The 25,322-nt window shown below is 70.6% G+C and carries 28 protein-coding genes and 1 riboswitch; of the genes, 14 read left to right on the top strand and 14 right to left on the bottom strand.

The window, feature by feature from the left end; translation table 11 throughout:
• Position 1 precedes the first annotated feature (1 nt).
• The gene (locus AC30CM_RS18780) at positions 2–1,525 is read left to right on the top strand and encodes a phytoene desaturase family protein (protein WP_490118413.1); all 1,524 of its coding nucleotides are present in this window, start codon (positions 2–4) and stop codon (positions 1,523–1,525) included.
• Here the strand turns inward: AC30CM_RS18780 and AC30CM_RS18775 are convergent.
• From AC30CM_RS18775 to pdxH, 6 genes are all read right to left on the bottom strand, one after another.
• Entirely contained in the window at positions 1,522–1,941 is a 420-nt protein-coding gene (locus tag AC30CM_RS18775; protein WP_490118412.1) for a MarR family winged helix-turn-helix transcriptional regulator, read from the bottom strand. The genes AC30CM_RS18780 and AC30CM_RS18775 overlap by 4 nt on opposite strands.
• The gene (locus AC30CM_RS18770; RefSeq protein WP_490118446.1) at positions 1,931–3,373 is read right to left on the bottom strand and encodes a DHA2 family efflux MFS transporter permease subunit; all 1,443 of its coding nucleotides are present in this window, start codon (positions 3,371–3,373) and stop codon (positions 1,931–1,933) included. The genes AC30CM_RS18775 and AC30CM_RS18770 overlap by 11 nt, the downstream gene beginning before the upstream one ends.
• Before the next feature lie 179 nt (positions 3,374–3,552).
• The gene (locus AC30CM_RS18765) at positions 3,553–4,854 is read right to left on the bottom strand and encodes a citrate synthase (RefSeq protein WP_490118411.1); all 1,302 of its coding nucleotides are present in this window, start codon (positions 4,852–4,854) and stop codon (positions 3,553–3,555) included.
• Between the two features lie 230 nt (positions 4,855–5,084).
• Positions 5,085–5,747, bottom strand: coding sequence for a TetR/AcrR family transcriptional regulator (locus AC30CM_RS18760; protein ID WP_490118410.1), 663 nt, complete (start codon positions 5,745–5,747; stop codon positions 5,085–5,087).
• Between the two features lie 34 nt (positions 5,748–5,781).
• Positions 5,782–7,056 (bottom strand): MFS transporter, encoded by a 1,275-nt coding sequence (locus AC30CM_RS18755; protein WP_490118409.1) that lies wholly within the window; start codon positions 7,054–7,056, stop codon positions 5,782–5,784.
• An 18-nt stretch (positions 7,057–7,074) separates the two neighbouring features.
• The gene (gene pdxH, locus AC30CM_RS18750; protein ID WP_490118408.1) at positions 7,075–7,779 is read right to left on the bottom strand and encodes a pyridoxamine 5'-phosphate oxidase; all 705 of its coding nucleotides are present in this window, start codon (positions 7,777–7,779) and stop codon (positions 7,075–7,077) included.
• Between the two features lie 91 nt (positions 7,780–7,870).
• Between pdxH and AC30CM_RS18745 the strand changes: the two genes are divergently transcribed.
• The 3 genes from AC30CM_RS18745 to AC30CM_RS18735 all read left to right on the top strand — a co-directional run bounded on the left by AC30CM_RS18745 (position 7,871) and on the right by AC30CM_RS18735 (position 10,200).
• Complete coding sequence (locus AC30CM_RS18745; protein ID WP_490118445.1) at positions 7,871–8,989, top strand: citrate synthase 2; 1,119 nt, start codon at positions 7,871–7,873, stop codon at positions 8,987–8,989.
• Entirely contained in the window at positions 8,986–9,624 is a 639-nt protein-coding gene (locus AC30CM_RS18740; protein ID WP_490118407.1) for a maleylpyruvate isomerase N-terminal domain-containing protein, read from the top strand. Before AC30CM_RS18745 ends, AC30CM_RS18740 begins: the two co-directional genes overlap by 4 nt.
• A gap of 90 nt (positions 9,625–9,714) precedes the next feature.
• Positions 9,715–10,200 carry a VOC family protein gene (locus AC30CM_RS18735; RefSeq protein WP_490118406.1) on the top strand — a complete coding sequence of 162 codons (486 nt, stop codon included), beginning with the start codon at positions 9,715–9,717 and terminating at the stop codon, positions 10,198–10,200.
• A 26-nt stretch (positions 10,201–10,226) separates the two neighbouring features.
• Here the strand turns inward: AC30CM_RS18735 and AC30CM_RS18730 are convergent, their stop codons facing one another.
• Positions 10,227–11,888, bottom strand: a complete 1,662-nt coding sequence (locus AC30CM_RS18730) for an FAD-dependent oxidoreductase (protein ID WP_490118405.1) — start codon at positions 11,886–11,888, stop codon at positions 10,227–10,229.
• A gap of 9 nt (positions 11,889–11,897) precedes the next feature.
• Positions 11,898–12,938, bottom strand: coding sequence for an AurF N-oxygenase family protein (locus AC30CM_RS18725; RefSeq protein WP_490118404.1), 1,041 nt, complete (start codon positions 12,936–12,938; stop codon positions 11,898–11,900).
• 217 nt (positions 12,939–13,155) lie between these two features.
• Here AC30CM_RS18725 and serC point away from each other — a divergent pair, with 217 nt between their 5' ends.
• Positions 13,156–14,265: a phosphoserine transaminase gene (gene serC, locus AC30CM_RS18720; protein ID WP_490118403.1), complete on the top strand. Its 1,110-nt coding sequence runs from the start codon at positions 13,156–13,158 to the stop codon at positions 14,263–14,265.
• Between the two features lie 104 nt (positions 14,266–14,369).
• Positions 14,370–15,200 (top strand): septation protein SepH, encoded by an 831-nt coding sequence (gene sepH, locus AC30CM_RS18715; RefSeq protein ID WP_490118402.1) that lies wholly within the window; start codon positions 14,370–14,372, stop codon positions 15,198–15,200.
• A 20-nt stretch (positions 15,201–15,220) separates the two neighbouring features.
• On the opposite strand, the gene AC30CM_RS18710 is transcribed toward sepH, so the two are convergent.
• Genes AC30CM_RS18710 through AC30CM_RS18700 form a run of 3 tightly spaced genes read right to left on the bottom strand, consistent with a single transcriptional unit; the run spans position 15,221 to position 16,736 of the window.
• Positions 15,221–15,493 carry a DUF2537 domain-containing protein gene (locus AC30CM_RS18710; RefSeq protein ID WP_490118401.1) on the bottom strand — a complete coding sequence of 91 codons (273 nt, stop codon included), beginning with the start codon at positions 15,491–15,493 and terminating at the stop codon, positions 15,221–15,223.
• A complete protein-coding gene (locus tag AC30CM_RS18705) occupies positions 15,490–16,308 on the bottom strand; it encodes a TrmH family RNA methyltransferase (RefSeq protein WP_490118400.1) in 819 nt (272 codons plus the stop codon). Before AC30CM_RS18705 ends, AC30CM_RS18710 begins: the two co-directional genes overlap by 4 nt.
• On the bottom strand, positions 16,305–16,736 hold the full coding sequence (locus tag AC30CM_RS18700; RefSeq protein WP_490118399.1) for an Rv0880 family HTH-type transcriptional regulator: 432 nt from the start codon (positions 16,734–16,736) through the stop codon (positions 16,305–16,307). Before AC30CM_RS18700 ends, AC30CM_RS18705 begins: the two co-directional genes overlap by 4 nt.
• Positions 16,737–16,810: 74 nt before the next feature.
• Here AC30CM_RS18700 and AC30CM_RS18695 point away from each other — a divergent pair, with 74 nt between their 5' ends.
• Positions 16,811–17,083, top strand: a complete 273-nt coding sequence (locus AC30CM_RS18695; RefSeq protein WP_490118398.1) for a DUF2530 domain-containing protein — start codon at positions 16,811–16,813, stop codon at positions 17,081–17,083.
• Between the two features lie 47 nt (positions 17,084–17,130).
• Positions 17,131–17,583 (top strand): SRPBCC family protein, encoded by a 453-nt coding sequence (locus tag AC30CM_RS18690; protein ID WP_490118397.1) that lies wholly within the window; start codon positions 17,131–17,133, stop codon positions 17,581–17,583.
• Between the two features lie 85 nt (positions 17,584–17,668).
• On the opposite strand, the gene AC30CM_RS18685 is transcribed toward AC30CM_RS18690, so the two are convergent.
• Positions 17,669–18,499, bottom strand: a complete 831-nt coding sequence (locus AC30CM_RS18685; RefSeq protein WP_490118444.1) for a DUF3027 domain-containing protein — start codon at positions 18,497–18,499, stop codon at positions 17,669–17,671.
• 446 nt (positions 18,500–18,945) lie between these two features.
• Here AC30CM_RS18685 and AC30CM_RS18680 point away from each other — a divergent pair, with 446 nt between their 5' ends.
• Positions 18,946–20,529 carry an MFS transporter gene (locus AC30CM_RS18680; protein ID WP_490118443.1) on the top strand — a complete coding sequence of 528 codons (1,584 nt, stop codon included), beginning with the start codon at positions 18,946–18,948 and terminating at the stop codon, positions 20,527–20,529.
• A gap of 10 nt (positions 20,530–20,539) precedes the next feature.
• A complete protein-coding gene (locus AC30CM_RS18675; protein ID WP_490118396.1) occupies positions 20,540–21,031 on the top strand; it encodes a DUF2771 domain-containing protein in 492 nt (163 codons plus the stop codon).
• A gap of 12 nt (positions 21,032–21,043) precedes the next feature.
• Here AC30CM_RS18675 and AC30CM_RS18670 read toward each other — a convergent pair whose 3' ends face one another.
• Complete coding sequence (locus AC30CM_RS18670; RefSeq protein WP_490118395.1) at positions 21,044–22,048, bottom strand: glutathione S-transferase family protein; 1,005 nt, start codon at positions 22,046–22,048, stop codon at positions 21,044–21,046.
• Positions 22,049–22,084: 36 nt separating this feature from the next.
• Positions 22,085–22,495 carry a cold-shock protein gene (locus AC30CM_RS18665; protein ID WP_490118394.1) on the bottom strand — a complete coding sequence of 137 codons (411 nt, stop codon included), beginning with the start codon at positions 22,493–22,495 and terminating at the stop codon, positions 22,085–22,087.
• A gap of 152 nt (positions 22,496–22,647) precedes the next feature.
• Between AC30CM_RS18665 and AC30CM_RS18660 the strand changes: the two genes are divergently transcribed.
• From AC30CM_RS18660 to AC30CM_RS18645, 4 genes are all read left to right on the top strand, one after another.
• Complete coding sequence (locus tag AC30CM_RS18660) at positions 22,648–23,061, top strand: YccF domain-containing protein (protein ID WP_490118393.1); 414 nt, start codon at positions 22,648–22,650, stop codon at positions 23,059–23,061.
• Positions 23,058–24,125 (top strand): GTP 3',8-cyclase MoaA, encoded by a 1,068-nt coding sequence (gene moaA / locus AC30CM_RS18655; RefSeq protein WP_490118392.1) that lies wholly within the window; start codon positions 23,058–23,060, stop codon positions 24,123–24,125. The genes AC30CM_RS18660 and moaA overlap by 4 nt, the downstream gene beginning before the upstream one ends.
• A complete protein-coding gene (locus AC30CM_RS18650) occupies positions 24,118–24,378 on the top strand; it encodes a MoaD/ThiS family protein (RefSeq protein WP_490118391.1) in 261 nt (86 codons plus the stop codon). The genes moaA and AC30CM_RS18650 overlap by 8 nt, the downstream gene beginning before the upstream one ends.
• 251 nt (positions 24,379–24,629) lie before the next feature.
• Positions 24,630–24,800: riboswitch (cyclic di-AMP (ydaO/yuaA leader) on the top strand.
• 9 nt (positions 24,801–24,809) lie between these two features.
• A partial coding sequence (locus tag AC30CM_RS18645) for a transglycosylase family protein (RefSeq protein ID WP_490118390.1) occupies positions 24,810–25,322 on the top strand: 513 nt, incomplete at its 3' end.

Here is a 25,322-nt window from a genome sequence, read left to right as displayed (position 1 = left end):
CATGACCGACGACCGGTTCGACGCCGTCGTCGTCGGCGGGGGGCACAACGGGCTGGTCGCCGCGGCCTATCTGGCCGGCGCCGGCAAGCGGGTCAGGGTGCTGGAGCGCCTCGACCACGTCGGCGGCGCCGCGGTGTCCGAGCACGCCTTCCCCGGGGTCGACGCGCGGCTGTCCCGCTACTCCTACCTGGTGAGCCTGCTGCCGCAGCGCATCCTCGACGATCTGGGGGCCTCGGTACGGCTGGCGCGGCGCCGGTTCTCGTCGTACACCCCCAACCCGGCCGACGGTGGGCGTACCGGCCTGCTGGTGGGCGCGCAGAGCACGTTCGACGCGATCGGAGCGGGCGCCGACGCGGCGGCGTTCGACGACTTCTACCGTCGCTGCAGCGCCGTCACGACGCGGTTGTGGCCGACGCTCGTCGAGCCGTTGCGCACCCGCTCGCAGGCCAGGTCGCTGGTCGACGACGCCGCGGCGTGGGAGGCGATGATCGAGCGGCCCATCGGCGAGGCCATCACCGCCGCGGTCGCCGACGACCTGGTGCGCGGCGTGCTGGCCACCGACGCCCTGATCGGCACGTTCGCCCGTACCGACGACCCGTCCCTGGCGCAGAACGTGTGCTTCCTCTACCACCTCGTCGGTGGCGGCACCGGCGACTGGGACGTGCCGATCGGCGGGATGGGCGCGGTGAGCGGCGCGCTGGCCGACGCCGCGCGGCGCAACGGCGCCGAGATCGTCACGGGTGCGGAGGTGTTCGCGGTGACCCCCGACGGGGAGGTGCGCTACCGCCGGGGCGACGACGAGGTGACGGTGCACGGTGACGCGGTGCTCGCGGGCGTCACGCCCACGGTGCTCGCGGAGCTGCTGGGCGGGCAGGCCCCGGAGTCGGCGCCGGGCTCGCAGATCAAGGTGAACCTGATGCTGTCTCGCCTGCCCCGGTTGCGCGACGACACGGTCACCGCCGAGCAGGCGTTCGGCGGCACGTTCCACGTCAACGAGACGCTGTCGCAACTGGATTCGGCGTACGACGCGGCGGCCGCCGGCAGCGTCCCCCGGCCGCTGCCGTGCGAGATCTACTGTCACTCGCTGGCCGACCCGTCCATCCTGTCCGACGACCTGCGCCGCGCCGGGGCGCAGACGCTGACGGTGTTCGGCCTGCACACCCCGCATCACCTGGGGGCCGACCGCCACACGCTGACCGAGGCGGTGCTCGCCTCGTTGAACTCGGTGCTGGCCGAACCGATCACCGACGTCGTGCTGACCGACGGCACCGGAGCACCCTGCATCGAGGCCAAGACCACCGCCGACCTGCAGGACGCCCTGGGCATGACGGCGGGCAACATCTTCCACGGGGCACTGTCGTGGCCGTTCGTGGGCGACGACACCCCGCTGGACACCCCGGCTCGACGCTGGGGCGTGGCCACCGAGCACGACCGGATCCTGCTGTGCGGCTCGGGTTCTCGACGCGGCGGTGCGGTCTCGGGCATCGGTGGACACAACGCCGCGATGGCGGTGCTGGGCCGCTAGTGCGCGGCGAGCTTGCCGAGGAGGTCGCGCAGGGTCGCCATCTCGTCCGGCGTCAACGCGGCGAACGCCGCGGGCGCCGGGTCGTCGATGCCGGCGACCACCGCGAGCACCTCCCGGCCGGCGTCGGTGATGGTGACGAGCTTGGAGCGACGGTTGGTCGGATCGAGCGTGCGCGTCACCAGCCCGCGGTCTTCGAGGTCGTTGACCGCCACCGTGGTGGCCGGCGCGTCCATGGTGACGGCCTCGGCGATCGCCTTGCAGGACATCGGCTTTCGTGCCACCCGCCGCAGGATGCGGAAGCGGCTGAACGGTAGGCCGGTGTGGTCGACGACGTCACGCCGCCACGCGTCGCGGTTGTCGAACACGACCGCGGACATGGCGTGCCAGGCCTGGTCTGCCACCGGGTCACCGGACACCGACGCCCTCCCCCACGCTCCGTGCAGGAGCGCCCGAGATCAGGGGGGCCAGCCGCTCCGCCGACCGATGCGCCCTGGCCGACGTGGACACCATGGCCAACACCACGATGACCACGCCCAAGGCGACGGTGACGGACCACAGTGGCCGCGCGGCGCTCGCGAAGTCCACGCCCCCGTGCGTCAGGGCCCCGCCGGCGAGCGAACCGCACAGTGCCACACCGATGCTCACGCCCACCTGCCTGCTGGTCGACGTCACCGCCGACGCCGCGCCCGCCCGATCCAGTGGCATCCCGCTGACCGCCGCGTTGGTCACCGGCGCGTTGACCATCGAGAAGCCGACGCCGAACACCGCGAACACGATCACCAGCTGCCACACCGGCGTGGTGGCGGTGAGGTACGTCAGCATCACCGACGCCGCGGTGATCAGGATCCCTGCCGTCAGCAGCGACGGCCGCGCCCCGTAGCGACCCACCAGGCGACCTGACAGCGGGGAGAACACCAGCGCGCCGATCGCGATGGGCAGGTAGATCAACCCCGTGTGCATGGCGCTGTAGCCCCGCTCGGACTGCAGGTAGATCGACATCATGAACAGGAAGGCGCCCCAGGCGGCGAACGCGCTGATGGCCGTGACCGTGGCCGAGGCGAACGGGATGCTGCGGAAGAACCGCAGATCGATGAAGGGATCGTGGCGGCGTGACTCGAAACGCAGGAACGCCACCAGCGCCACCAGCGCCGCTCCGGAGGCCACCAGCAGCACCGGGTGCGTCCAGCCGAGGCCGGGCCCCTCGATGAGCGAGAACACCACGCCGAACAGGAAGACCACCGCCAGTGCCTGACCGATGGGGTCGACGTTGCGCATGGTCGCCGACTTGGTCTCCGGGACGAACGCGGCGGTGAGCACGACGGCGAGCACGCAGATCGGCAGGTTGATCCAGAACACCGCGCGCCAGCCGATCAGCTCGATGAGCAGGCCGCCGACGGTCGGCCCCAGCGCCATGGCGATGCCCACCACGCCGCCCCAGACGCCGATGGCCCTCGCACGTTCCACGCGGCCGGTGAACACCTGCGTGATGATGGACAGGGCAACGGGATTGAGCATCGAGCCGCCGACGCCCTGCACGAACCGGGCGCCGATGAGGGCCTCCACGTTGGGCGCCAGGCTGCACAGCAGCGAGCCGACCGCGAACACCGTCAGCCCGATCTGGAACACGCGCCGCCTGCCGAACCGGTCACCCGTGGCCCCCGACAGCATGAGCAGCGACGCCAACACCAGTGTGTAGACGTCGATGACCCACTGCAGTTGCGCCGACGAGGCGTTCAGGTCCGTGCGGATGGACGGGATCGCGACGTTGACGATGGTGGCGTCCATCGACACGATCAGCAGGCTCAGGCAACAGGACACCAAGACCACGACCTTGCGGCGCGGCGTCAGCGCGTCGATGGAGCCGGGACGCCAGCGCACGGTTGTGATCACACAACCATTGTGAAACCACAACCGTCGTCAGGGCAAGTCCTCGTGGCCCACCCGACACGGCGCAGACACGAACGTGCCCCGCCTCCTGGGGAGACGGGGCACGTTACGCGTCTGCTCGCGGGGGGTCTCAGCCGCCCTCAGCGTCCTTCGAGGGCGCCGTAGTCCCGTTCGGTGTAGCCGGTGTAGATCTGGCGCGGCCGGCCGATCTTGCTGGGCTCGCCGTTCATCTCCCGCCAGTGCGCGATCCACCCGGGAAGCCGGCCCATGGCGAACAGCACCGTGAACATGCGCGTCGGGAAGCCCATGGCACGGTAGATGACGCCGGTGTAGTAGTCGACGTTCGGGTACAGCTTGCGCTCGATGAAGAAGTCGTCGGTGAGCGCGATCTCCTCGAGTTCCTTCGCGATGTCCAGCAGCTCGTCGTCGCCGCCGAGCTTGCCCAGGATCTTGTCCGCCTGCTCCTTGACGATGCGCGCCCGCGGGTCGTAGTTCTTGTACACGCGGTGCCCGAAGCCCATGAGCTTCACGCCGTCCTCGCGGTTCTTCACCTTCTTGACGAAGGTCGCCACGTCGTCGTCGCCGCTGCGGATCTTCTCCAGCATCTCCAGCACCGCCTGGTTGGCGCCGCCGTGCAGCGGGCCCCACAGCGCGTTGATGCCACCGGAGATCGAGGTGAACAGGTTGGCCTGCGAGCTGCCGACCAGCCGCACCGTCGACGTCGAGCAGTTCTGCTCGTGGTCGGCGTGCAGGATCAGCAGCATGTCCAGGGCGCGGACGATCTCGGGATCCACCTCGTAGGGCTCCGCCGGGAAGCCGAAGGTCATCCGCAGGAAGTTCTCGACCAGCGTCAGCGAGTTGTCCGGGTACAGGAACGGCTGCCCCACCGACTTCTTGTAGGCATACGCCGCGATGGTCGGCATCTTCGCCAGCAGGCGGATGGTCGACAGCTCCACCTGATCCTGGTCCGCCGGATCCAGCGAATCCTGGTAGTAGGCACTGAGCGCGTTGACCGCACTCGAGAGCACCGGCATGGGGTGCGCATTCCGTGGGAAGCCGTCGAAGAAGCGCTTGAGATCCTCGTGCAGCAACGTGTGCCGCTGGATCTGCGTCGTGAACTTCTCGAGCTGCTCGGCGGTCGGCAGCTCGCCGTAGATCAGCAGGTAGCTGACCTCGATGAACGTCGACTTCTCGGCCAGCTGCTCGATGGGATAGCCGCGGTAGCGCAAGATGCCGGCGTCACCGTCGATGTAGGTGATCGCGGACTTCGTCGGCGCGGTGTTCATGAAACCGCCGTCGAACGTCGTGTAACCGGTCTTCGAGAGCAGCGAACCCAACGCGATCCCGTCGGACCCCTCGGTCGCCTTGACGATGTCCAGGTCGATCTCGCCCCCGGGGTAGTGGAGCGTGGCGACCTCGTCTGAACTGGACTTTTCGGGCACTTCAACCCCTTCTGCGAGCTACGACCGGCTTTCGGCTGTCCGTCACCAATGAAAGGTAGTCGGTATCGGTTGAGCGCGCGCGTGTGGGGTCGCCGACGAGCCGTCGTCGTCCGGAACGCGCGGATTCAGCACCGACGGATTCCGCACCACCGAGTTCTGCCGGGGCACCGGCGTCGAGCAGGACACGCGACGACCGGCCGCCGGCCGAACGCAGACCGCCCTCGACCGGCTCAGCCATGAAGCAGGTCCGCGGGTGCGGACACGTCCGAGGCGACGTCCGCGAGCAGCGCGAATGCGTCATTGATACGTTCCATCATGATCTCCGGACCGAGCCGGAACGCGGCGGTGTCGGCGATCAGGTCGCCGCACGCGGTGGCGACCACCGACGCGAACACCGAACTCACCAACCGCCGGCGACGATCGTCGACGCGCACCCCCATGCGCTTGGCCAGCGCCACCTCGGTCCTGTCGTGCCGGTAGTCGAACGCGGACTGCTTGAGTGCGTCGGAGGCGTTGATCACGCGCAGCATGAGGCTGATGCGGTCGGCCGAGACGCGCGCGGCCTCCCGGTTCGAGACACTCGAGAGCACGGCCACGTGCGCCTGCCTCAACGCCTCGAGCGGACCCACCTCGGCGGGCACGGCATCCAGCGCCACCGCAACCTCGTCGGAGTAGTCCTCAACGAGGGTGAGGAACACCGCGTCCTTGGTGGTGAAGTAACGGCTGAAGGTACGCGGCGACACGTCGGCGGCGTTCGCGATCTGTTCCACCGTGGTGCTCTCGTAGCCCTGGCGCAGGCACAGGTCCAACGCGGCGTCGATCAGCGTGGTGCGCGTGCGTTGCTTCTTTCGCTCGCGCAACCCCGGGACGGAGCGCTCGGGGTGAATGGCCACGGGCGCCATATTAACCGTCGCGGTGGCGAATTCGCTAAGACGTGGGCCCAGTTACGCGATAGCGGACGAAAGCAGGCACCGCGAGCGCGGCGACGAGCACACCCGCCACCACGAGCGCGCCACCGCCGGCGGCCGCCACGGTGGTACCCACCGCGGCCGCCGCCGCGCCGTGCACGGCGTCCGCCACCCGAGGCCCGCCGGCCACCACGACGATGAACACCCCCTGCAGTCGGCCCCGCAATTCGTCGGACGCGGCCTGCTGCAGGATCGTGTTGCGGAACGCCGACGACACCATGTCCGCGGCGCCGCCGACGACCAGGAACGCCAGCGCCGCCCACAGCAGGGCACCCGCCCGGCCCGCCGCCAGGCCGCACGCCACCCCGAAACCCACCATCGCCAACCCCCACACCACGATGGCGACCACCACTGCGAGACCCTGCCTGCGAATCCGCGGCAGCCAGCCCGAGAACACCCCGCCCACGACCGCGCCCGCCGAGATCGCCGCGGCCAGCAGCGCCATCGTCGTCCCGCCCTCGATGGGGCCGCCGAAGCTCTCGTGGGCCAACTGCGGGAACAGTGCCCGCGGCATGCCGAAGACCATCGCGATGAGGTCGACGACGAACGACATCAGCACGACGGTGTTTCCGGCCAGGTACCGGAAGCCGTCGAGCACCGCCCCGACACCCCAGCGCGACGAGCCGACCTCCGTGGACGTCGGAGGAATGGGACGCAGCCGAAACGTCGCCCAGATGGGAAGCACGCACGTCACGGCGTCGACGAGGTACAGCGTCGACAGGTCGACCCACCGCAGCATGATGCCCGCCAGCAGTGGGCCGACGATGGAGCCGAACTGCGTCACCGTCATGTTGAGGGCATTGGCCGCCGGCAGCTGATCGGCGGGCAGCAGCCTCGGGATCGCCGCCGCCCGGGTCGGCGAGTTCACGGCGAAGAACGCCTGCTGGAACGACAGCAGCGCCAACACCAGCCACACGTTGTTCAGGTGCAGGGCCGCCTGCACCCACAGCAGCACCGACGCCACCGCGAGCCCCACCGAGGCGAACAGCAACAGCCGGCGCCGGTCCATGGCGTCGGCGAGCGCGCCACCCCACAGCCCGAACACCACCAGGGGCACCAGCGCGAACACCCCGGCCAACCCGACGTACGCCGAGTTCTGGGTGATGGCGTAGAGCTGCACCGGGACCGCGAACAACGTCAGACCCGCCCCGATGACGGTGGGGATGCCTGCCCACCACAGCCGCGCGAAGTCCTTGGTGCGAAGCGGCGTGGTGTCGGCGAGGAGGCTAGCCAACGCCGCCGTGTCGGGCGGTCACGGCTGCAGCCGCTCGACGCGGCCGCCGTCGAGCACGACGCGAATCCGGTTGTGCACGCGGTTCTCTCGGCCCTGCCAGAACTCGACCTCTGCGGGCGCGACCAGGTACCCGCCCCAGTGCGGTGGCACCGGGACGGTGTCCACGTCGGCGAACCTCTCGGTGACCTCGGCGAGTTTGCCCATCAGCGCCTCGCGCGAGGCGATCGGGCTCGACTGCGCCGACGCCCACGCCCCCAGCTGCGAGCCGCGCGGACGGTGCGCCCAGTAGCGTGCGGTCGCCTCGGGCGACACCTTCGTCACCGGGCCGCGGACGTGCACCTGCCGGCCCATCGCATACCAGGGAAACGTGACCGACGCATACGGGTGCGCGGCCAGGTCCGCGCCCTTGGCCGAGTCGTAGTTCGTGTAGAACGTGACGCCTTCGGGATCCACGGACTTGCACAACACCGTGCGCGTCATGGGCCTTCCCCCGGCGTCGACGGTGCCCACCACCATGGCGTTGGGTTCGGCCACACCGGCGGCCTCCGCCTCCACCAACCACTTGCGCAACAACGTGATCCACCCCGCTGCCCCGGTCGGCCCCAGCCAGTCGACGTCCAGGTCGGCGCTGCCGTCCTTCTCCCGCGAGCCGTACTCCACCCGCATGCCGACGAGGTGTTCGCGGAGGTCGTCGTCGGGGGAACCGGGCCGAGATTCGGGCATGTCGAGCAGGCTACGCCCGTGATTCGCCCCACACTTACCCGCCGGTAGCCGACGTCGCGCAGCCGGGTGTCACACTGACGTCATGACTGGCATGGCAGCTGTGCCCGCCGACTTCGTGGCCGGGCTGGAAGGCACCGTCGCCTTCACCACCGAGATCGCCGAACCCGATAAGGACGGCGGTGCGCTGCGCTACCGCGGCGTGGACATCACCGATCTGGTCGACCGGCACGTCACGTTCGGCGACGTGTGGGCACTGCTGGTGGACGGCGAGTTCGGCAACGGCCTGACCCCCGCCGAGCCCTTCCCCCTGCCCATCCACAGCGGCGACGTCCGCGTCGACGTGCAGGCGGGCCTGGCGATGCTCGCCCCCATCTGGGGCTACCGGCCGCTGCTGGACATCGACGACGCCACGGCGCGCGAGCAGCTCGCCCGCGCCTCGGTGATGGCGCTGTCCTACGTCGCACAGTCCGCGCGCGGCATCCACCATCCCGCCGTCCCGCAACGCAACATCGACGAATGCCCCACCGTCACGGCACGTTTCATGACGCGGTGGAAGGGCGATCCCGACCCCAAGCACGTCGAGGCCATCGACGCCTACTGGGTGACGGCCGCCGAGCACGGCATGAACGCGTCGACCTTCACCGCGCGGGTCATCGCCTCGACGGGCGCCGACGTCGCGGCCGCCCTGTCCGGCGCCGTGGGCGCGATGAGCGGACCGCTGCACGGGGGCGCTCCCGCCCGCGTGCTCCCGATGATCGAAGAGGCCGAGCGCACCGGCGATGCGCGGGCGGTGGTCCGGGCGGTCCTGGATCGCAAGGACAAGCTGATGGGGTTCGGGCACCGGGTCTACCGTGCCGAGGATCCCCGGGCCCGCGTGCTGCGGGCCACGGCGCAACGGCTCGGGGCGCCCCGCTACGAGGTGGCCGCCGCGCTCGAACAGGCCGCGTTGGCCGAACTGCGCGAGCGCCGTCCCGACCGTCCCATCGAAACCAACGTCGAGTTCTGGGCCGCCGTCATCCTGGACTTCGCCGGCGTGCCCGCCTCGATGATGCCCGCCATGTTCACGTGCGGCCGCACCGCCGGTTGGTGCGCGCACGTCCTGGAGCAGAAGCGCCTGGGCAAGCTGGTCCGGCCCGCCGCGATCTACGTCGGCGAGGGTCCGCGCAGCGTCGAGTCGGTCGCCGGGTTCGATACGCTCACACGGTCGTGACCTCGACGGCGGGATCCGAGTTCGCCTCGCGGACAGCGGTCTTCGCCGCTGCGGCCCGCTGGTTCGGCGAACTGCTGGGCCGCGTCCCCGACACCGCGTGGGAGGGGCCCGGGCTCGGCGCGTGGGACCTGCGCGCACTCGTCGGCCACGCGTCACGCTCCCTGGTCACGGTGAGCACCTACCTGAGGTCGCCCGCCGCCGACGAGGATGCGCGCAGCGCCGCGGACTACTACGCCCAGGTGGCGTCGTTCGCCGCAGCCGCGGGCCCCGCCGCGATCGTCGAGCGCGGCCGCCAGGCAGGCCGCGACCTCGGCGACGACCCCGTGACGACCTTCGGCACGCTGGTGGACACGGCCCTCGCCGACGTCGCCGCCGCCGGGGACCCTTTGATCCAGGTGATCGGCGGCATCGGCATCAGGCTGGGCAACTACCTACCCACCCGCACGTTCGAGCTGGCGGTACACGGCCTCGACGTCGCCCGGGCCACCAGACTGTCCCACGAGCTTCCCGGCGACGTGCTGCTCGCGGCCAACGCGCTGGCCGTCGAGATCGCCGTCGCCACCGGCAGTGGTGCAGCCGTTCTGCTGGCGCTCACCGGCCGGGAGCCGCTGGCGCCGCGCTTCTCCGTGGTGTGAGGGCGTGCCCGCCGGCCGCGGCGCGCGATGACTTTCGCCGGCCAACCGAGTCAGAGCTGGGGAACGACCCCTTCTCGACAGGAGCCAGACATGACCGCAGATGCCACCCAGCCCACCCCGCCCAGCGGCGCCTTCGTGGCACCACACCTCGTGGTCGACGGTGCGGCCGCCGCCATCGACTTCTACGTCCAGGCCTTCGGCGCCACGGAGTACATGCGCCTGGCCGGGCCCGGCGGCAAACTCGTCCACGCCGCGATCGACGTCAACGGCGCCATGATCATGCTCAACGACGACTTCCCCGAGATGTGCGACGGCGCCTCGACGACACCGACCGCGCTCGGCGGCACCCCGGTGACGGTCCACCTGCAGTTCACCGACGACGTCGACGCCAGGTTCCAGCGGGCGATCGACGCCGGGGCGACCGTCGTCATGCCCGTGGCGGAGCAATTCTGGGGCGACCGCTACGGCGTGGTCCGCGACCCGTTCGGCCACCAGTGGTCGATGGCCCAGCACGTCCGCCAGGTGGACATGGCCGACCTCGAAGACGCCATGGAGAAGGACATGGCCCAGGGCTGATCCGGGCGACCGGCCCGATCACCGCCTCAGAAGCCGATACCCGCCAACACCCGGTCCCGCAGGGACGGCTTGGGCGCGGTGGCCGCGGCCGCCAGCATGTCGGAGACCGCGACGAACTTGTCGCGGGGCCGGTCGTCGCCGCCGCGGGCGATCTCCGCGGCGTCGATGGCCCGCCACCCGGCCACGTCGACCAGTTGCGGCTGCCGGGAACGGATCAGCCGACCCAGCGCCGCCGGCCGCGCCGCCGGGGTGGCCAGCCTGCCCGCGTTGTAGTCGGCGACCAGTTCGTGCACGGTCTGCGCCGCGCACGACTTGTTGGTGCCGATGAAGCCGGTGGGGCCGCGCTTGATCCAGCCGGCCACGTAGGTGGCCGGGGCGCCGACGACGCGGCCTGCCTCGTTGGGTACCACGCCCGCGGCGTCGTCGAACGGCAGATCGCGAATCGGCTTGCCGCGGTAGCCGATCGACGTGAGCACCAGCCCGGCGTCGAGGCGGCGGGTCTCCTGCGTGCCCGTCACCGTGAACTCGACGCCCGCGGCGCGCTCGTCCCCGAGCACGCGGCGCGGCGTCAGTTGGTAGGCGAACCGGATCCGGGGCCGTGAGGTCGGCGCTTCCGCGGTCCCCAGCTTGGCGAGGATCTCCAGCTTGTTGCGGACCAGCGGATCGGTCGCCGAGGCCAGGTCGCGTTGCACCAGTTCGTGATCGGCGGCGTCGAGCACCACGTCGTGCGTGGCGACCAGCCCGATGAGTTCGGGCAGGGTGAACGCGGAGTCGGCGGGCCCACGCCGCGCGACGATCACCACCTCGCGCACCTTCGAGTTGCGCAGCGTGTCCAGCGCGTGCTCGGAGATGTCCGTGCGCGCGAGCGCGTCGGGATCGGTGGTGAGGACGCGGGCGACGTCGAGTGCCACGTTTCCGTTGCCAACGACCACGGCGCGCTCGTGGCCGAGATCGACGTCCAGGCCCGCGAAGTCGGGGTGGCCGTTGATCCACGCCACCATCTCGGTGGCGGTCCCGGTACCGGGCAGTCCCATGCCGTCGATGTCGAGTCGGCGGTCGTTGGGGGCGCCGACGGCATAGAGCACCGCGTGGTGGTGCTCGAGGAGTTCGGCGTGGCTGACGTGGGTGCCGACCTCGACGTTTAGGTAGAACCCGAAGCCGCGCTTGGCCGTGATCTCGTCGAACAACCCGGTGACGCGCTTGGTGGTCTGGTGGTCCGGCGCGACGCCGGCGCGTACCAGGCCGTAGGGCGTCGGCAGCTTCTCGAAGACGTTGACCTCGACACCCGGCTGGGTCAGCAGCTCGTCGGCCGCGTACATCGCCGCGGGCCCGGAGCCCACGATGGCCACCCGTAGCGGCCCGCCCGCGCGCCGGTTCACGTGCGGCGCCTCGAGCACCGGCGCCAGCTTCGACGTCGGCGGCAGCTTGCCCTCGCGTTTCGGGTAGAACGCGGCGTTCAACTCCACGAACGGCAGCTGCTCGGGCTCCAGCCTGGTGTCGGGCGCGATGGCGCCGACCGGGCACGCGCTGACGCACGCGCCGCAGTCGACGCACGCCTGCGGGTCGATGTGCAGCATCTCCGCCGTCGCGAAACCGGGTTCGTCGGGCGACGGGTGGATGCAGTTCACCGGGCACGCGTAGACGCAGGACCCGTCGCTGCAGCACGACTGGGTGATCACGTGGGGCATGCCGAACCCCTAGGCGGCCGAGACGACGTGTTCGCGCTGCGGCTCGCTGCGGTAGCGGCTGGGCGCGCCGTTGATCTTGCAGATGCGCCAGATCAGCTTCGCCACCGGGTTCATCAGCCCGGTGTCGTGGCACAGCATGCGCACGTCGCCGAACATGTCGCGCAGGAACCGACGCGCCTCGGGCGTGCCGAAGAAGATCTCCTTCTTCACCGACCGCGGGATGTCGAACTCGTCCCAGAACGCCTTCGGCGGCACCACGATCGCCTGACACAGCACGCGCATGATGATCGGCACGTGCAGCGACAGCCAGAAGCGCTGCATCGGTCGCATGTGGGGTACGCGCTTGTGCAGGTACTCGTGGGCGAACGAGATGTGGCGGGCCTCCTCGGCGACGTGGATCGCCATGACCCGCTCCATGATCGGATGCAATGCCTTGCCCTCGCGCAGCACGTTCTTCTGCGTGTGGTCGATGGGCTCCTCGCCGGCGAGCACGCCGAAGAAGAACACGATCGGCAGCGGTCCGGCGGCCAGCGGGATGAACTGCGACAGCCACTTCAGCACGCGCGGCATACCGGGGACGTCGGCGCCGATGCGGTTCACCATCTCCTGGAACATCAGGGTGTGGTTGCACTCCTCGACCGACTCGTGGAGGCAGTACCGGTATTCGGGCGAGCCGTTGGGCACCCAGAAGGCGTAGTTCATCAGGCCGCGGATGAGGATCGACTCGAAGTGCAGCCCGACCTTGGCCACGTTGGCCTGCCGCCACATGCCGATCTCGATCTGGCGTTCCTTGGACTGCGACCGGTACCAGGGGTGCTGGCCGATGGGATCGGTGGCGGGCAGGATCCAGCGCTCGTCGTTCGGGAACACGGCGAACTCGGGCGAGTCCCAGTCGATGTCGGTGAACGGGTTGAAGTTGCGCCGCACCGACCCCTCGGACAGGGTGCGCAAGGTCTGCACGTATTCGGTGTCGTCGAACACGTCCATGTTCTTGCGCCAGCGCCGGATGAGGCGGGTACGGGCCTTCTTGGGCGCGGTGTCGACAGCCATGCGTTGCCTCCAATGCCGAGGATGCGGGTTTTACATTCAGGTGCGCTCTGTCCAACAACAGTACCCACGGTCCCGGGTTTTCACCAGGGACTTCGCGCAGATGTGCGCCAGCCGGGTAATCCACGTCACATGTGACACGGGTCACTTACGCGGCGCTGCCGGAGTACCCACGCGACCGGATTCCCAAGCGCCGACGCCCGAGAACTAGGCTGGCCACATGGCCGAAACGCTCGTGATTCCCGCCGACCTCAAGCCCGCCGACGGCCGCTTCGGCTGCGGCCCGTCGAAGGTGCGCCCCGAGCAGCTCGCCGCGCTCGCCGCCGCGGGTGACCTGTTCGGCACGTCGCACCGCCAGGCCCCGGTGAAGAACCTGGTGGGCCGTGTGCGCGACGGGGTGCGCCAGCTGTTCTCGGTGCCCGACGACTACGAGGTGGTGCTCGGCAACGGTGGATCGACGGCGTTCTGGGACGCCGCGGCCTTCGGTCTGGTCGACGAGCGGTCTCTGCACCTCACCTACGGCGAGTTCAGCGCGAAGTTCGCCAAGGCCGTCGCCGCCAACCCCTTCGTCGGCGACCCGATCGTGGTGAAGGCCGACCCCGGCAGCGCGCCCGCACCCCAGTCGGATCCCTCGGTCGACGTGGTGGCCTGGGCGCACAACGAGACCTCGACGGGTGTCGCGGTGCCGGTGACCCGGCCCGACGGTGACGCGCTGGTGGTCATCGACGCCACGTCGGCCGCAGGCGGGCTGCCCGTCGACATCACCGACGCCGACGCCTACTACTTCGCACCCCAGAAGAACTTCGCCTCCGACGGCGGCCTCTGGCTGGCCATCCTCAGCCCCGCGGCACTGGCGCGCGTCGAGAAGATCGCGGCAGGCGGCCGCTGGGTACCCGAGTTCCTGTCGCTGCCCATCGCGATCGAGAACAGCGTCAAGAACCAGACCTACAACACCCCGGCCATCGGCACGCTGGTGCTCATGGCCGAGCAGCTCGACTGGCTCAACGGCAACGGCGGGCTGAACTGGGCCGTCGAGCGCACGGCGGACTCGTCGCAGCGGCTGTACTCCTGGGCCGAGAAGGCCGCCTTCGCCACCCCGTTCGTGGCCGACCCGGCGCTGCGCTCCCAGGTCGTGGGCACCATCGACTTCGACGACGCCGTGGATGCCGCCGCCGTGGCCAAGGTGTTGCGCGCCAACGGGATCGTCGACACCGAGCCCTACCGCAAGCTGGGCCGCAACCAGCTGCGCATCGCGATGTTCCCCGCCGTGGACCCCGCGGACGTGAGCGCGCTGACCGCGTGCGTCGACTGGGTCGTCGAGCGACTCTAGACCTCGTGCGTCACTCGATCAACAATCCACGCCCCTCGGTGTGTCTGCGAGATCACGCCCGGGTAACGCCGTAAGGTGACGCCTTAGCCCCTAGGAGGTCGAAGATGCGAGCACTCCCCGAACTGTCGGTCGTGGGACTCGACGTCGACGGGCAGAGCATCATCTGCGAATCCCAGACGGGCGAGAAGTTCGTCCTCTGTCCCGACGACCGCCTGCACGCCGCCCTCCGCGGCGATCGGGTCGGTTCCAGCAAGCCCAAGGCCGAGGTGCCAACCGTGTTGCGTCCCAAGGACATCCAAGCCCGCATCCGCGCCGGCGCCTCCGTGGAGCAGGTCGCCGAGGCGGCCGGCGTCGACCTCGCCCGGGTGGAGCGGTTCGCCCACCCGGTCCTGCTGGAACGCTCCCGCGCGGCCGAGTTGGCCACCGCCGCACACCCGGTGCTGGCCGACGGCCCCACGGTCATGACGCTGCTGGAGACCGTCACCACCACGCTCGTCGGCCGGGGCCTCGACCCCGACGCCACCGCCTGGGACGCCTGGCGCAACGAGGACGGACGCTGGACCGTGCAGCTGGCGTGGAAGGCCGGCCGCTCCGAGAACGTCGCGCACTTCCGGTTCAGCCCCGGGTCGCACGGCGGCACCGTGACCCCGTTCGACGACGCGGCCCGCGAACTCGTCGACCCCGAATTCGAGCGTCCGGCCCTGCGCTCGGTGCGGCCGGTGGCACCGGCAGCGCCGGCCGCGCCCGTGCAGACACCCGCTCCGGCGACCGTCCAGGCGCCCGCCGAGGACCTCTCCGACGAGCCGACGCTGCCGCTGGAGACCCACGAGCCCGAGCCGCAGCCCGCGAAGACCACCAAGGCGCGCCGCCGCAAGCCCGAGGTGCCCGCGTGGGAGGACGTGCTGCTGGGCGTGCGCTCCGGCACCCAGCCCTGAGCGAACCGTCAGAGCTGGCGTCAGCTGCCCAGCGTGATCGCCAGCAGCGCAAGCCATCCCGCGGCCACGCCGACACCGCCGCCGAGGACGAACCACCGCCACACCGGCCGCGTACGCCACCCCCACACCGTGGGAGCCAACCCGCCCACTGCCACCACGTTGAGGCCGACCGCCAACAGCGGATGCACCCGGATCAGCCCGAGGCTGAGCACGACGATCGCCGCCGCGGTCAGCGCCGCGACGAACGCGGCCACCGTGAGACCGGTACCCCAGGGCGTCGCGTCGTGGTTCACGCGTTCACCCTAGCCCGCTCGTAGAAGGCCAGGGCCGCGGCCGTCGCGACGTTGAGCGAGTCGGTGCCGCGCGACATGGGGATGCGCACCCGCACGTCGCTGGCGCGCATCGCCCGCTCGCTCAGGCCCGGACCCTCCGCACCCACCAGCACGCCGACGCGATCGTCGGCCAACTCCACCATGGCCTCGGCCAACGTGGCCGTGGCAGACGGCGTCATGGCCAGCAGCCGGAACCCGTTGTCGCGCATCGTGTCCAACTCATCGGGCCACGACGGCGCCCAGGCGTAGGGCACCAGCAGTGCATGTCCCATCGACACCCGCACCGCACGTCGGTACAGCGGATCGGCGCACCCGGTGCCGAACAGCACCGCGTCGACGGCGAGGCCCGCGACGTTGCGGAAGATCGACCCCAGGTTCTCGTGATCGTTGACGCCCTCGAGCACGGCCACCGTGCGCGCCCCCGAGAGCACCTCGGCCACCGTCAGCTCGCGCGGTCGCGGCGCCGCCCCCAGCACGCCACGGTTGAGGTGGAACCCGACGACCTCCGCCATCACCTCGGCACTGGCCCGGTAGTAGGGCGCATCCGTCGCGGTCAGGTCGGGGGCCAGCTCGGCGAGCCGGCGGTCGGTGCCCAAGAAGGCGCGCGGCGTGAACCGCGACGCCAGCATGCGCTGCACCACCAACACGCCCTCGGCGATCACCAGACCCTTGCCGCTGGGCAGATCCGGTCGGCGGTCGATGCTGTTGAGGTCGCGGAAGTCGTCCAGCCGGGGATCGGCCGGATCGTCGACGTCCACGACGTGCGGGGCGCTCACGCGCCTTCGTCGACGATGGCGACCATCAGCGTGGCCGCCTCCGCGAGGACGGCGCGCTGTCCGGGCGACAGCTCGGCCAGCCGTTGCTGCAGCCACTCCTTGCTGGCCTGGCGCTCGGCGTCGACGAGGTCGAGGCCCGCGCGCGACGCCGACACCAGCACTTGGCGCCCGTCGTCGGGGTGCGCCATCCGATCCACCAGGCCGGCGTCGACGAGGGTGGCGATGACGCGGGTCATCGACGGCGGCCGCACCCGTTCTCGCACCGCGAGGGCACCGGGCGTCATGGGGCCCTCCTTGGTGAGCGTGGCCAGCGCCGAGAGCTGCGACAGCGACACCGGCGAATCGGGCCGTCGGAACCGGAGCTGGCGGGCGAGCCGCAGGGTGGCCAGGGACAGATCGCTGGCCAACCTGGCGTCACCTTCCTTCACGACGAACCAGACTACCGACAGCGGTTTCACAGCCCGGGAAGCGACGCCCGGCGGATCGGCTAGGTTGGGTCGCGATGACCACTCCCCCGTCCGACGCCACCACCGCCGGTGAGCCGCAACCGCCGCCGCTGCCCCGTGCGCTGGTGGCCCAGTGGCCCGTGATCATCACGATCGCCGCGGGCTGGCTGGTGGCCCTGGTGGCGGCGTTCGCCGTGCCCGCCCTGCACGGCTGGCGACCGACGACCATCGCCGGTCTGGCGGTGGGAGTGCTTGGCACGTCGATCTTTCTGTGGCAACGTGCCTCGGCGAGGCGCGGTGCGCGCGGCGCACAGGTCGGGTTGGACTGACCACCCGCGACGCCGAGACACCCGACAGAACCATCCATGGAGGAACAGTGGCCGCTCCGTTGTTGCAAGCCGAGATCGACATCGCCGCGCCGCCGGCCAAGGTCTGGGCGCTGGTCGGTGACCTGAGCCAGATGCCGCGCTGGAGCCCGCAGTGCCGCAAGATGAAGGTGCTGGGGCCCGTCCGCCAGGGCGCGCGCACGGTGAACCTGAACCGCCGCGGCCCGCTGTTCTGGCCCACCACCAGCCGGGTCACCGAGTACGTGCCCGAACGCAAGGTCGCGTTCCGGGTCTCGGAGAACAACACCGTGTGGAGCTACGAGCTGCATCCCACCGAGAACGGCACGCGAGTGGTGGAGTCCAGGCACGCCGAGAACGGCGTCAAGCCGGTGTCGAACCTCCTGGTCAACACCCTGATGGGCGGTGTGCCGAGCTTCGAGCAGGAACTGCTGGCCGGCATGAACGACTCGCTGTCGCGCATCAAGATGGCCGCCGAGGCCTGACACGGCGGCGTCGCGGCGTCGGCGCGCCGGCGTCGGCGCGCCGGCGTCGGGATGCCGCGTCGGGATTCGGTGTCAGGATGCCGTGTCAGGATTCGGTGAGGTCCAGGACGCCGTCGTCGAACGGGTCGAACATCGGCGAGCCGATGCGGGCCGGCTGGGGCGTCTCGGAGTGGGCGCCGCAGCCGTAGTCCATGGCCACGACGTGCGCGTCGGCCGACATCTCGTTGGTGCAGACGCCGAACACCGTGCCGAGGCTGCCCGTCAACGGGACGTAGAAGCCGCAGTCGCGACACACCCGCCGGGTCGAGCGGGCCATGGCCGACGCGGGCCCGAAGTCGCCGTCGTACCAGCGCTGCGCGGCCTCCATGCGGCCGGTCTGACTGAGCACCTGCTTGCGGCCCAGACCGACCTCGGCCGCCAGCTCGTCGAGTTCGTCGTCGCCGGAGGACATGAAGCCCGGCACCAGCCGCGGATCGTCGACGGCGGGAGCCAGCAGGTCGCCCGGGCTCAGGTCGCCCGGCTGCACGCGCTCCTGCCATGGCACCCACGCCGGGGCCAACAAGGCCGTCGGGCCCGGCACCAGCACGACCTCGCTCACGGTGGCGTGCGACGCACCCGGATAGGCGGCCACCACGACGGCCCACTGCCAGCCCTGGTAACCGGGCATGACGGCCAGGAAGCGGTGGGTGGCTGCCGTCGGATCGTCGAAGGTGGCGCCCAGGTACTCACCCACCTGCACGTCCCGCTCGTCGCCGCCCTCGACGATCGCGGCACGGGCCAGGTCGACGGCGTCGGCGAGCACGGCCGCCAGCTGAGCCAGCTCCGCTGCATCCGGCTCACGCACCTCGGGGGCCTCGGGCGTGTCCGGGGTCTCGGGCACCTCGACGGTCTCGGACACCTCGGGAGTCTCGGACACCTCGGCGGTCTCGGGCACCTCCGGGGTCTCGGGCACCTCGACGGTCTCGGACACCTCGGCGGTCTCGGACACCTCGGGGGTCCCGGGCACCTCGACGGTCTCGGATCCCTCGCGAATCCCGACGGGATCGGCAGTCTCGACCACCTCGTCCTGCTCGGGCGCGGTCACCGGCTCGTCCGGGGCGCTCGCGGCGTCCGGCGCGCTGGGTTCCGGCGACGCCGCGGCGGCCTGGTCATCGGCAGGTTCCGTCATGCTGTCCATCGTCGTCGATTCTGCCTGATCCGAGGAGGGCAGGGCCACACCGACCGCCCTACCGGCCCCCGTCGGACCGATGGGGAACAATCGAGTCCGTGAGCCGACCACGTCGCGACCCCGGCCCCGGTGGGGACCCGCGCGACGAGCGCTACCACCCGCCCCGCCCGCCCGCCGGCGACGAGCACCCCGGCATGGCCAACTACCCCAGCGACGAGGGGTTGCGCAGGCGGCCCCGCCGCGCCTCGGCCACTCCCAGCGCCAACCGCTGGCTGCCGCCGCTCGACGACGACGCGGCCTCGTCCCGCCACTACGCATCGACACCCCGCGGGGACGACGGTGCCCGCACCGGCGAGCGCGTCACCGTCACCCGCGCGGCCGCACAGCGCAGCCGCGAGATGGGGTCGCGGATGTACGGGCTGTTCCACCGCGCCGCCACCGCCGACGGGGCCGACAAGTCCGGGCTGACCGCACTCACCTACCCCGTGATGGCCAACTTCGCGGCGGACTCCGCGATGGCCGTGGCCCTGGCGAACACGCTGTTCTTCGCGGCGGCCTCCGGCGAGAGCAAGGGTAAGGTCGCGCTCTACCTGCTCATCACCATCGCCCCGTTCGCGGTCATCGCACCGCTCATCGGCCCGGCACTGGACCGGATCCAGACCGGCAGGCGCGTCGCGCTGGCGCTGTCGTTCGGTCTGCGCACCGCGCTCGCGGTGGTCTTGATCGCCAACTACGACGGCAACGGCAGCTTCCCGTCGTGGGTGCTCTATCCCTGCGCGCTGGGGGCCATGGTGCTGTCCAAGTCGTTCAGCGTGCTCCGCAGCGCCATGACACCCCGCGTGCTGCCACCCACCATCGACCTGGTGCGGGTCAACTCCCGGCTCACCATGTTCGGGCTGCTCGGCGGGACCATGGCCGGCGGGGCCGTCGCCGCGGGAGCCGAATACCTGTTCATGATGGTGCACCTGCCCGGCGCCCTGTACGTCATGGTCGCCGTCACGGCCTGCGGCGCCGTGGCCGCCATGCGCATCCCCAAGTGGGTCGAGGTCACCGAGGGCGAGGTCCCCACCACGCTGAGCTATCACGGACCGACCCGGCCGGCCGACCAGCCGGCCAAACCCCCGAGGTCGGTGCGCCAGCCGCTGGGCCGCAACATCATCACGTCGCTGTGGGGCAACGTCACCATCAAGATGATGGTGGGATTCCTCTTCCTCTACCCCGCGTTCGTCGCGAAGTCGCACGACGCCAGCGGATGGGAACAGCTGCGCATCCTCGGTCTGATCGGTGCGGCCGCAGGCATCGGGAACTTCTTCGGCAACTTCACCGCGGCCCGGCTCAAGCTCGGGCACCCGGCCCGCCTCGTCGTGCGCGCCACGATCGCGGTCACCGCGGCCGCGGTGGTGACGGCGGTCACCGGCAACCTGTACGTCGCGGCGGTGGCCACGCTCATCACGTCGGCGGCCAGCGCGGTGGCCAAGGCATCGCTGGACGCGTCGCTGCAAGACGATCTGCCCGAGGAGTCACGCGCGTCGGCGTTCGGCCGGTCGGAGTCGCTGCTGCAGTTGGGGTGGGTGGCCGGCGGCGCCATCGGCGTGCTGGTGTACACCGAACTGTGGGTGGGCTTCACCGCCATCAGCGCCGTGCTCATCCCCGCCCTCGCGCAGACGGTGGTGAGCCATCGCGGCGACTCGTTGATACCCGGCTTCGGTGGCAACCGTCCGGTACTGGCGCGCCAGGAGGGCGGTTTTGCCGACCCCGCGGCGATGACACGGAAGTAGAAAGAGGCTCGTGAAGAAGGTCGTGGCAATGCTGGCCGCCGTCACCGTGGTGGCCGTGGCACTGACCGGTGTGATGGTGTGGCGGCTCAGCGCCGGGCACACCGGCCCGGACCGCCCCGAGATCAGCGCGTACACCCGCGGCCAGCTGGTACGCGTCGGCCCGTACCGCTACTGCGACGTCTACGACCTGAACGCCTGCGAGGTGTCGGCCGCCGGTGGCGAACTACGGCTGACGGCACGTGACCAGATCCAGCTGTCGGTGCCACCCGCGATCGCCCGCGCCCCGTGGCTGCTGCTGCGCACCTACGAGGATCAGGGCCCGGCGTCCGTCGAGGAGTTCGCACCCAATACCCGCCTGGCCGTCACCATTCCGCCGGTCGACGCCAAGCGCGGCAAGCTCACCGGTTTCGTGGTCATGCTCCCGACGCTGGTCCGCGACGAGCAGGGCAACGAGTTCCCGTTCCCGCACGCCGAGTGGTCGATCAGCACGGTGTGGTCCTAGCCGAGGTCTGCGCTATCCCGCGCCGTGACCTGCCGGCACCCGTTCCGCATCACGCGGCGGGCCCGGCGGCGTGCCGTCGCCGAACGGTCTGCCGCCCAAGGCTTCTCGACCGTGCGCGCTCAGCCAGTTGGACAGGTCTGGCCCCTTGGGCACCACCTGCGTCGGGTTGATGTCGGTGTGCACCACGTAGTAGTGCCGCTTGATCTGCACGAAGTCGACGGTGTCGCCGAAGCCCGGGGTCTGGAACAGGTCCCGCGCGTAGGCCCAGAGCACCGGCATCTCCGACAGCTTGGTCCGGTTGCACTTGAAGTGACCGTGATAGACGGCGTCGAAGCGGGCCAGCGTCGTGAACAGGCGCACGTCGGCCTCGGTGATCGTGTCACCCACCAGGTAACGCTGCCCGCCCAGTCGATCGGTGAGCCAGTCCAGCGCGGCGAACAGTCGGTCGTAAGCCTTGTCGTAGGCCTCCTGTGAGCCGGCGAACCCGCAGCGATAGACGCCGTTGTTGACCTCGGTGTAGACGCGCTGGGCCACCTCGTCGATCTCGTCCCGCAGCGGCTCGGGGTAGAGCTGCGGTGCGCCCTCCCGGTGGTAGGCGGACCACTCCGTCGACAGATCGAGGGTCATCTGCGGGAAGTCGTTGGTGACCACGGCACCCGACGGCACGTCGACGATCGCGGGCACCGTGATGCCCTTCGGGTACTCCGGATCCCGACGCAGGTACGCGTCGCGCAGGCGCGGGATCTGCAACACCGGGTCCACCCCGCCGGGATCCAGGTCGAAGGTCCAACTGCGCTCGTCGTGGGTCGGCCCACAGAAGCCGATCGAGAGCACGTCCTCCAGTCCCAGCAGGCGACGCACGATGATCGCGCGATTGGCCCACGGGCAGGCCCTGGCCACCACCAACCGGTAGCGGCCGGGCTCGACGGGGAAGCCGTCGCGGCCGTCGGCCGTGATGCGGGTGGTGATGTAGGTGGTGTCGCGGTCGAAGTCGCCCTTGGGGTTCACGTAAGCCACGCCGTCAGTGTTCCCCGTCGCGACCCGATCGACGCGCTACGCGTCGAGTTCGCGCGCGACCGCCTTGACCACCTCGGACACCCGGCGGGCGGTCTTGCGGTCGGGGTAGCGGCCCTTGCGCAGCTCGGGTTGAACGGCGCCCTCCAGCAGCGTGATCATGTCCTCGACCATGCCGTGCAGCTCGTCGGGGGTGTGCTTGTGCTCGGGGCGCTCGGCCTCACGGCGGGCCTTGGCCAGGCTCGGCGGCGGATCGATCAGCCGGACCTGCAGCGCCTGCGGGCCGCGGCGACCGGCGGCGATGCCGAACTCGACCTTCTGGCCCGCCTTCAAGTCCTCGACGCCGCTGGGGAGCGCGGACGAGCCGACGTAGACGTCTTCGCCGTCCTCCTGCGACAGGAAGCCGTAACCCTTCTCGGCGCTGTACCACTTAACCCTGCCGGTCGGCACTGTCGTTCACCCGCTCGTCTGCTCGCTGAAGTAATGGACACATGATTAAAGCGTCCCGCCTGGGCAGGACGCGAACGAGCCAATGGTACTCGGGTGGCCGCGCCACCAGCGACCCCTTCGGTCGGTAGCCTGGAGACACCGCTGGAGGGAAGATGCGCCTGATACTGAACGTCATTTGGTTGGTCTTCGGCGGCCTGTGGCTGGCGCTGGGCTACTTCCTGGCCGGCATCGTGTGCTTCGTCCTGATCATCACGATCCCGTTCGGGTTCGCCGCGTTCCGCATCGGCGTCTACGCGCTGTGGCCGTTCGGCAACACCGTCGTGGACAAGCCGGGCGCGCGGCCCGGGGCCCTCGTCGGCAACGTCATCTGGCTGCTGGTGGCGGGCATCTGGCTCGCGATCGGCCACGTACTGTCCGCCATCGCCATGGCGATCACCATCTTCGGCATCCCGCTCGCCATCGCCAACCTCAAGCTCATCCCGGTGTCGCTGCTGCCGCTGGGCAAGGAGATCGTGCCCATCGGCACCGGTGACGCGGCCCAGAACCGCTACGGGATCCCACGTTGAGCGTCGTCGACCTCGGCGTACCGATGCCCCGTCCCGCGACGTCTCCGGGAGCCGGATCGGCGGCGCCGGCCAGCGGGCCGCTGGTCGACACGTTCGGTCGCGTCGCCAAGGATCTGCGCGTCTCGCTCACCGATCGGTGCAACCTGCGGTGCACCTACTGCATGCCTGCCGAGGGGCTCGAGTGGATGCCCGGCGACGAGCTGCTGACGGCCGACGAGCTGGCGCGGCTGCTGCGGATCGCCGTCACCCGCCTCGGCGTCACCAACGTGCGGTTCACCGGGGGCGAACCGTTGGTGGCGCGCACGCTCGAGGCTGCGGTGGCCGCCGCGGCTGCGCTACACCCGCGGCCACGGATCGCGTTGACCACCAACGGCATCGGGCTCGCCCGCCGAGCGCAGCGGCTGCGTGCCGCGGGCCTCGACCGCGTGAACGTCTCACTGGACACCGTCGACCCGGAGCGGTTCGCGCGCATCACGCGTCGCGACCGGCTCACCGACGTCGTCGACGGGCTGGCGGCCGCCGCCGCCGCCGGGCTCGGACCGATCAAGGTCAACGCCGTGCTGGACCCCACCACCGGACTCGACGACGCACCCGCGCTGCTGAGGTTCTGCCTCGCCAACGGCTATCAGCTGCGCATCATCGAGCAGATGCCACTCGACGCCGACCATCAGTGGCAACGTGACCGCAGCCTGACGGCGGACGCGATCCTCGCCGCACTACGCCGCGACTTCGACCTGGAGCCCGACCCCGAGCCCCGCGGCTCGGCGCCGGCCGCCCTGTGGCGCGTCGACGGCGGCACGGCCACGGTCGGCATCATCGCCTCGGTGTCCGACGCGTTCTGCGCGGCGTGCGACCGTACGCGCCTGACCGCCGACGGCCAGGTACGGAACTGCCTGTTCGCGCAGACGGAGACGGACCTGCGGGGCCTGCTCCGGGGCGGCGCCGGCGACGACGCGGTCGAGGCGGCGTGGCGGGCGGCCATGTGGGGCAAGGCGGCGGGGCACGGCATCAACGAGCCCGGCTTCGTCCAGCCATCGCGACCGATGAGCGCCATCGGTGGCTGAGGGCGTGCGCGTCACCGTCCGCTACTTCGCCGCCGCGCGCGCCGCGGCGGGCGTCGACGACGAGATGGTGGAACTGCCGCCCGGCGCCACGATCGCCGACCTGGTGGCACTCCTGGAGACGCGGGACGCGGAGTTGGCGCGCGTGCTGGCGCGGTGTTCCTACCTGCAGGACGGCGTGGCGGTGCGGGACCGGTCGAGCGGCCTGAGAACGCTGCAGACGGTCGATGTCTTACCGCCTTTCGCCGGCGGGTAATCGTGATTTGCATCACATAACGAAACGGTCACGAACTGGCCCCAGGGGGTTGAACGGCGGGACCACTCCTGCGAAAACGGCGCAAATTCCTGGACCTTTAAAGTCCTCTCAATATTTGCTGGCTGTGAAAACGCCGAGATCAGCCAAAGGTGACGGGATCGCCGCCACCCGTTACGGTCGGATCTCGAGTCGCTCGGCCCCTATCGAGTGACCGGTCATTCCCGGCAGCGCCGAGTTCCATCCGTCGGGGATGGCGACGAACGACCAACAGGATGGAAGTGGGGGACCCACCGGTCCACCGCACGAAGGACCAGGAGCCGAGAACACCGGTTCCTTGGGGTGAAGCCGGCATCCGTGCCGGCCGGGCAACCTCTCCCGCCCGAACCCGACAGCTGACCTCGCAGGCGCAGACGAGAGGATTTTCTGCACGCATGAGTGGACGGCACCGCAAGGCGACTACGTCGACGTCAGCAGTAACCGTGGCCAAGGTCGCCTTCACGGGCGCTGTCATCGGCGGTGGCAGCCTCGCACTGGCAGGCCACGCCGGCGCCGCGACCGATGGCGAATGGGACCGGGTCGCCTCGTGCGAATCCGGTGGCAACTGGGCCATCAATACCGGCAACGGCTATCAGGGCGGCCTGCAGTTCTCGCCGGGTACCTGGTCGGGCCACGGCGGCGGTGAGTACGCCCCCGCTGCACACCTCGCCACCAAGGACGAGCAGATCGCCGTCGCCGAGCGCGTCCTCGCCACGCAGGGCAAGGGTGCCTGGCCGGTGTGCGGCCGGGGCCTGTCGTCCGCGACGCCGCGCAACGTGCCCGCCGAGGAAGCTCCCCAGGCGCTCGACAACCCCGATCTCAACGGCCAGGTGCCGCCGGCCTTCGATCCGCTGGCCGCGCCCGTGCCCCCGCCGCCGCCCGCGCCCGAGCTGCCGCCGCCGCCCGCC

The organism is Mycobacterium sp. DHQP2018-32-09 (assembly GCF_058148405.1).
The sequence above is the reverse complement of the archived record's forward strand: the minus strand, read 5'-3'. Positions and strand labels throughout refer to the sequence as shown.

Bases quoted from the DNA above. Each gene is read 5' to 3' on its own strand.
- AC30CM_RS18780 (WP_490118413.1), top strand. From the start codon at position 2: ATGACCGACGACCGGTTCGACGCCGTCGTCGTCGGCGGGGGGCACAAC.
- pdxH (WP_490118408.1), bottom strand. From the start codon at position 7,779: ATGCCCGAATCTCGGCCCGGTTCCCCCGACGACGACCTCCGCGAACAC.
- AC30CM_RS18745 (WP_490118445.1), top strand. From the start codon at position 7,871: ATGGCAGCTGTGCCCGCCGACTTCGTGGCCGGGCTGGAAGGCACCGTC.
- AC30CM_RS18735 (WP_490118406.1), top strand. From the start codon at position 9,715: ATGACCGCAGATGCCACCCAGCCCACCCCGCCCAGCGGCGCCTTCGTG.
- AC30CM_RS18730 (WP_490118405.1), bottom strand. From the start codon at position 11,888: ATGCCCCACGTGATCACCCAGTCGTGCTGCAGCGACGGGTCCTGCGTC.
- AC30CM_RS18725 (WP_490118404.1), bottom strand. From the start codon at position 12,938: ATGGCTGTCGACACCGCGCCCAAGAAGGCCCGTACCCGCCTCATCCGG.
- serC (WP_490118403.1), top strand. From the start codon at position 13,156: ATGGCCGAAACGCTCGTGATTCCCGCCGACCTCAAGCCCGCCGACGGC.
- sepH (WP_490118402.1), top strand. From the start codon at position 14,370: ATGCGAGCACTCCCCGAACTGTCGGTCGTGGGACTCGACGTCGACGGG.
- AC30CM_RS18695 (WP_490118398.1), top strand. From the start codon at position 16,811: ATGACCACTCCCCCGTCCGACGCCACCACCGCCGGTGAGCCGCAACCG.
- AC30CM_RS18680 (WP_490118443.1), top strand. From the start codon at position 18,946: ATGGCCAACTACCCCAGCGACGAGGGGTTGCGCAGGCGGCCCCGCCGC.
- AC30CM_RS18660 (WP_490118393.1), top strand. From the start codon at position 22,648: ATGCGCCTGATACTGAACGTCATTTGGTTGGTCTTCGGCGGCCTGTGG.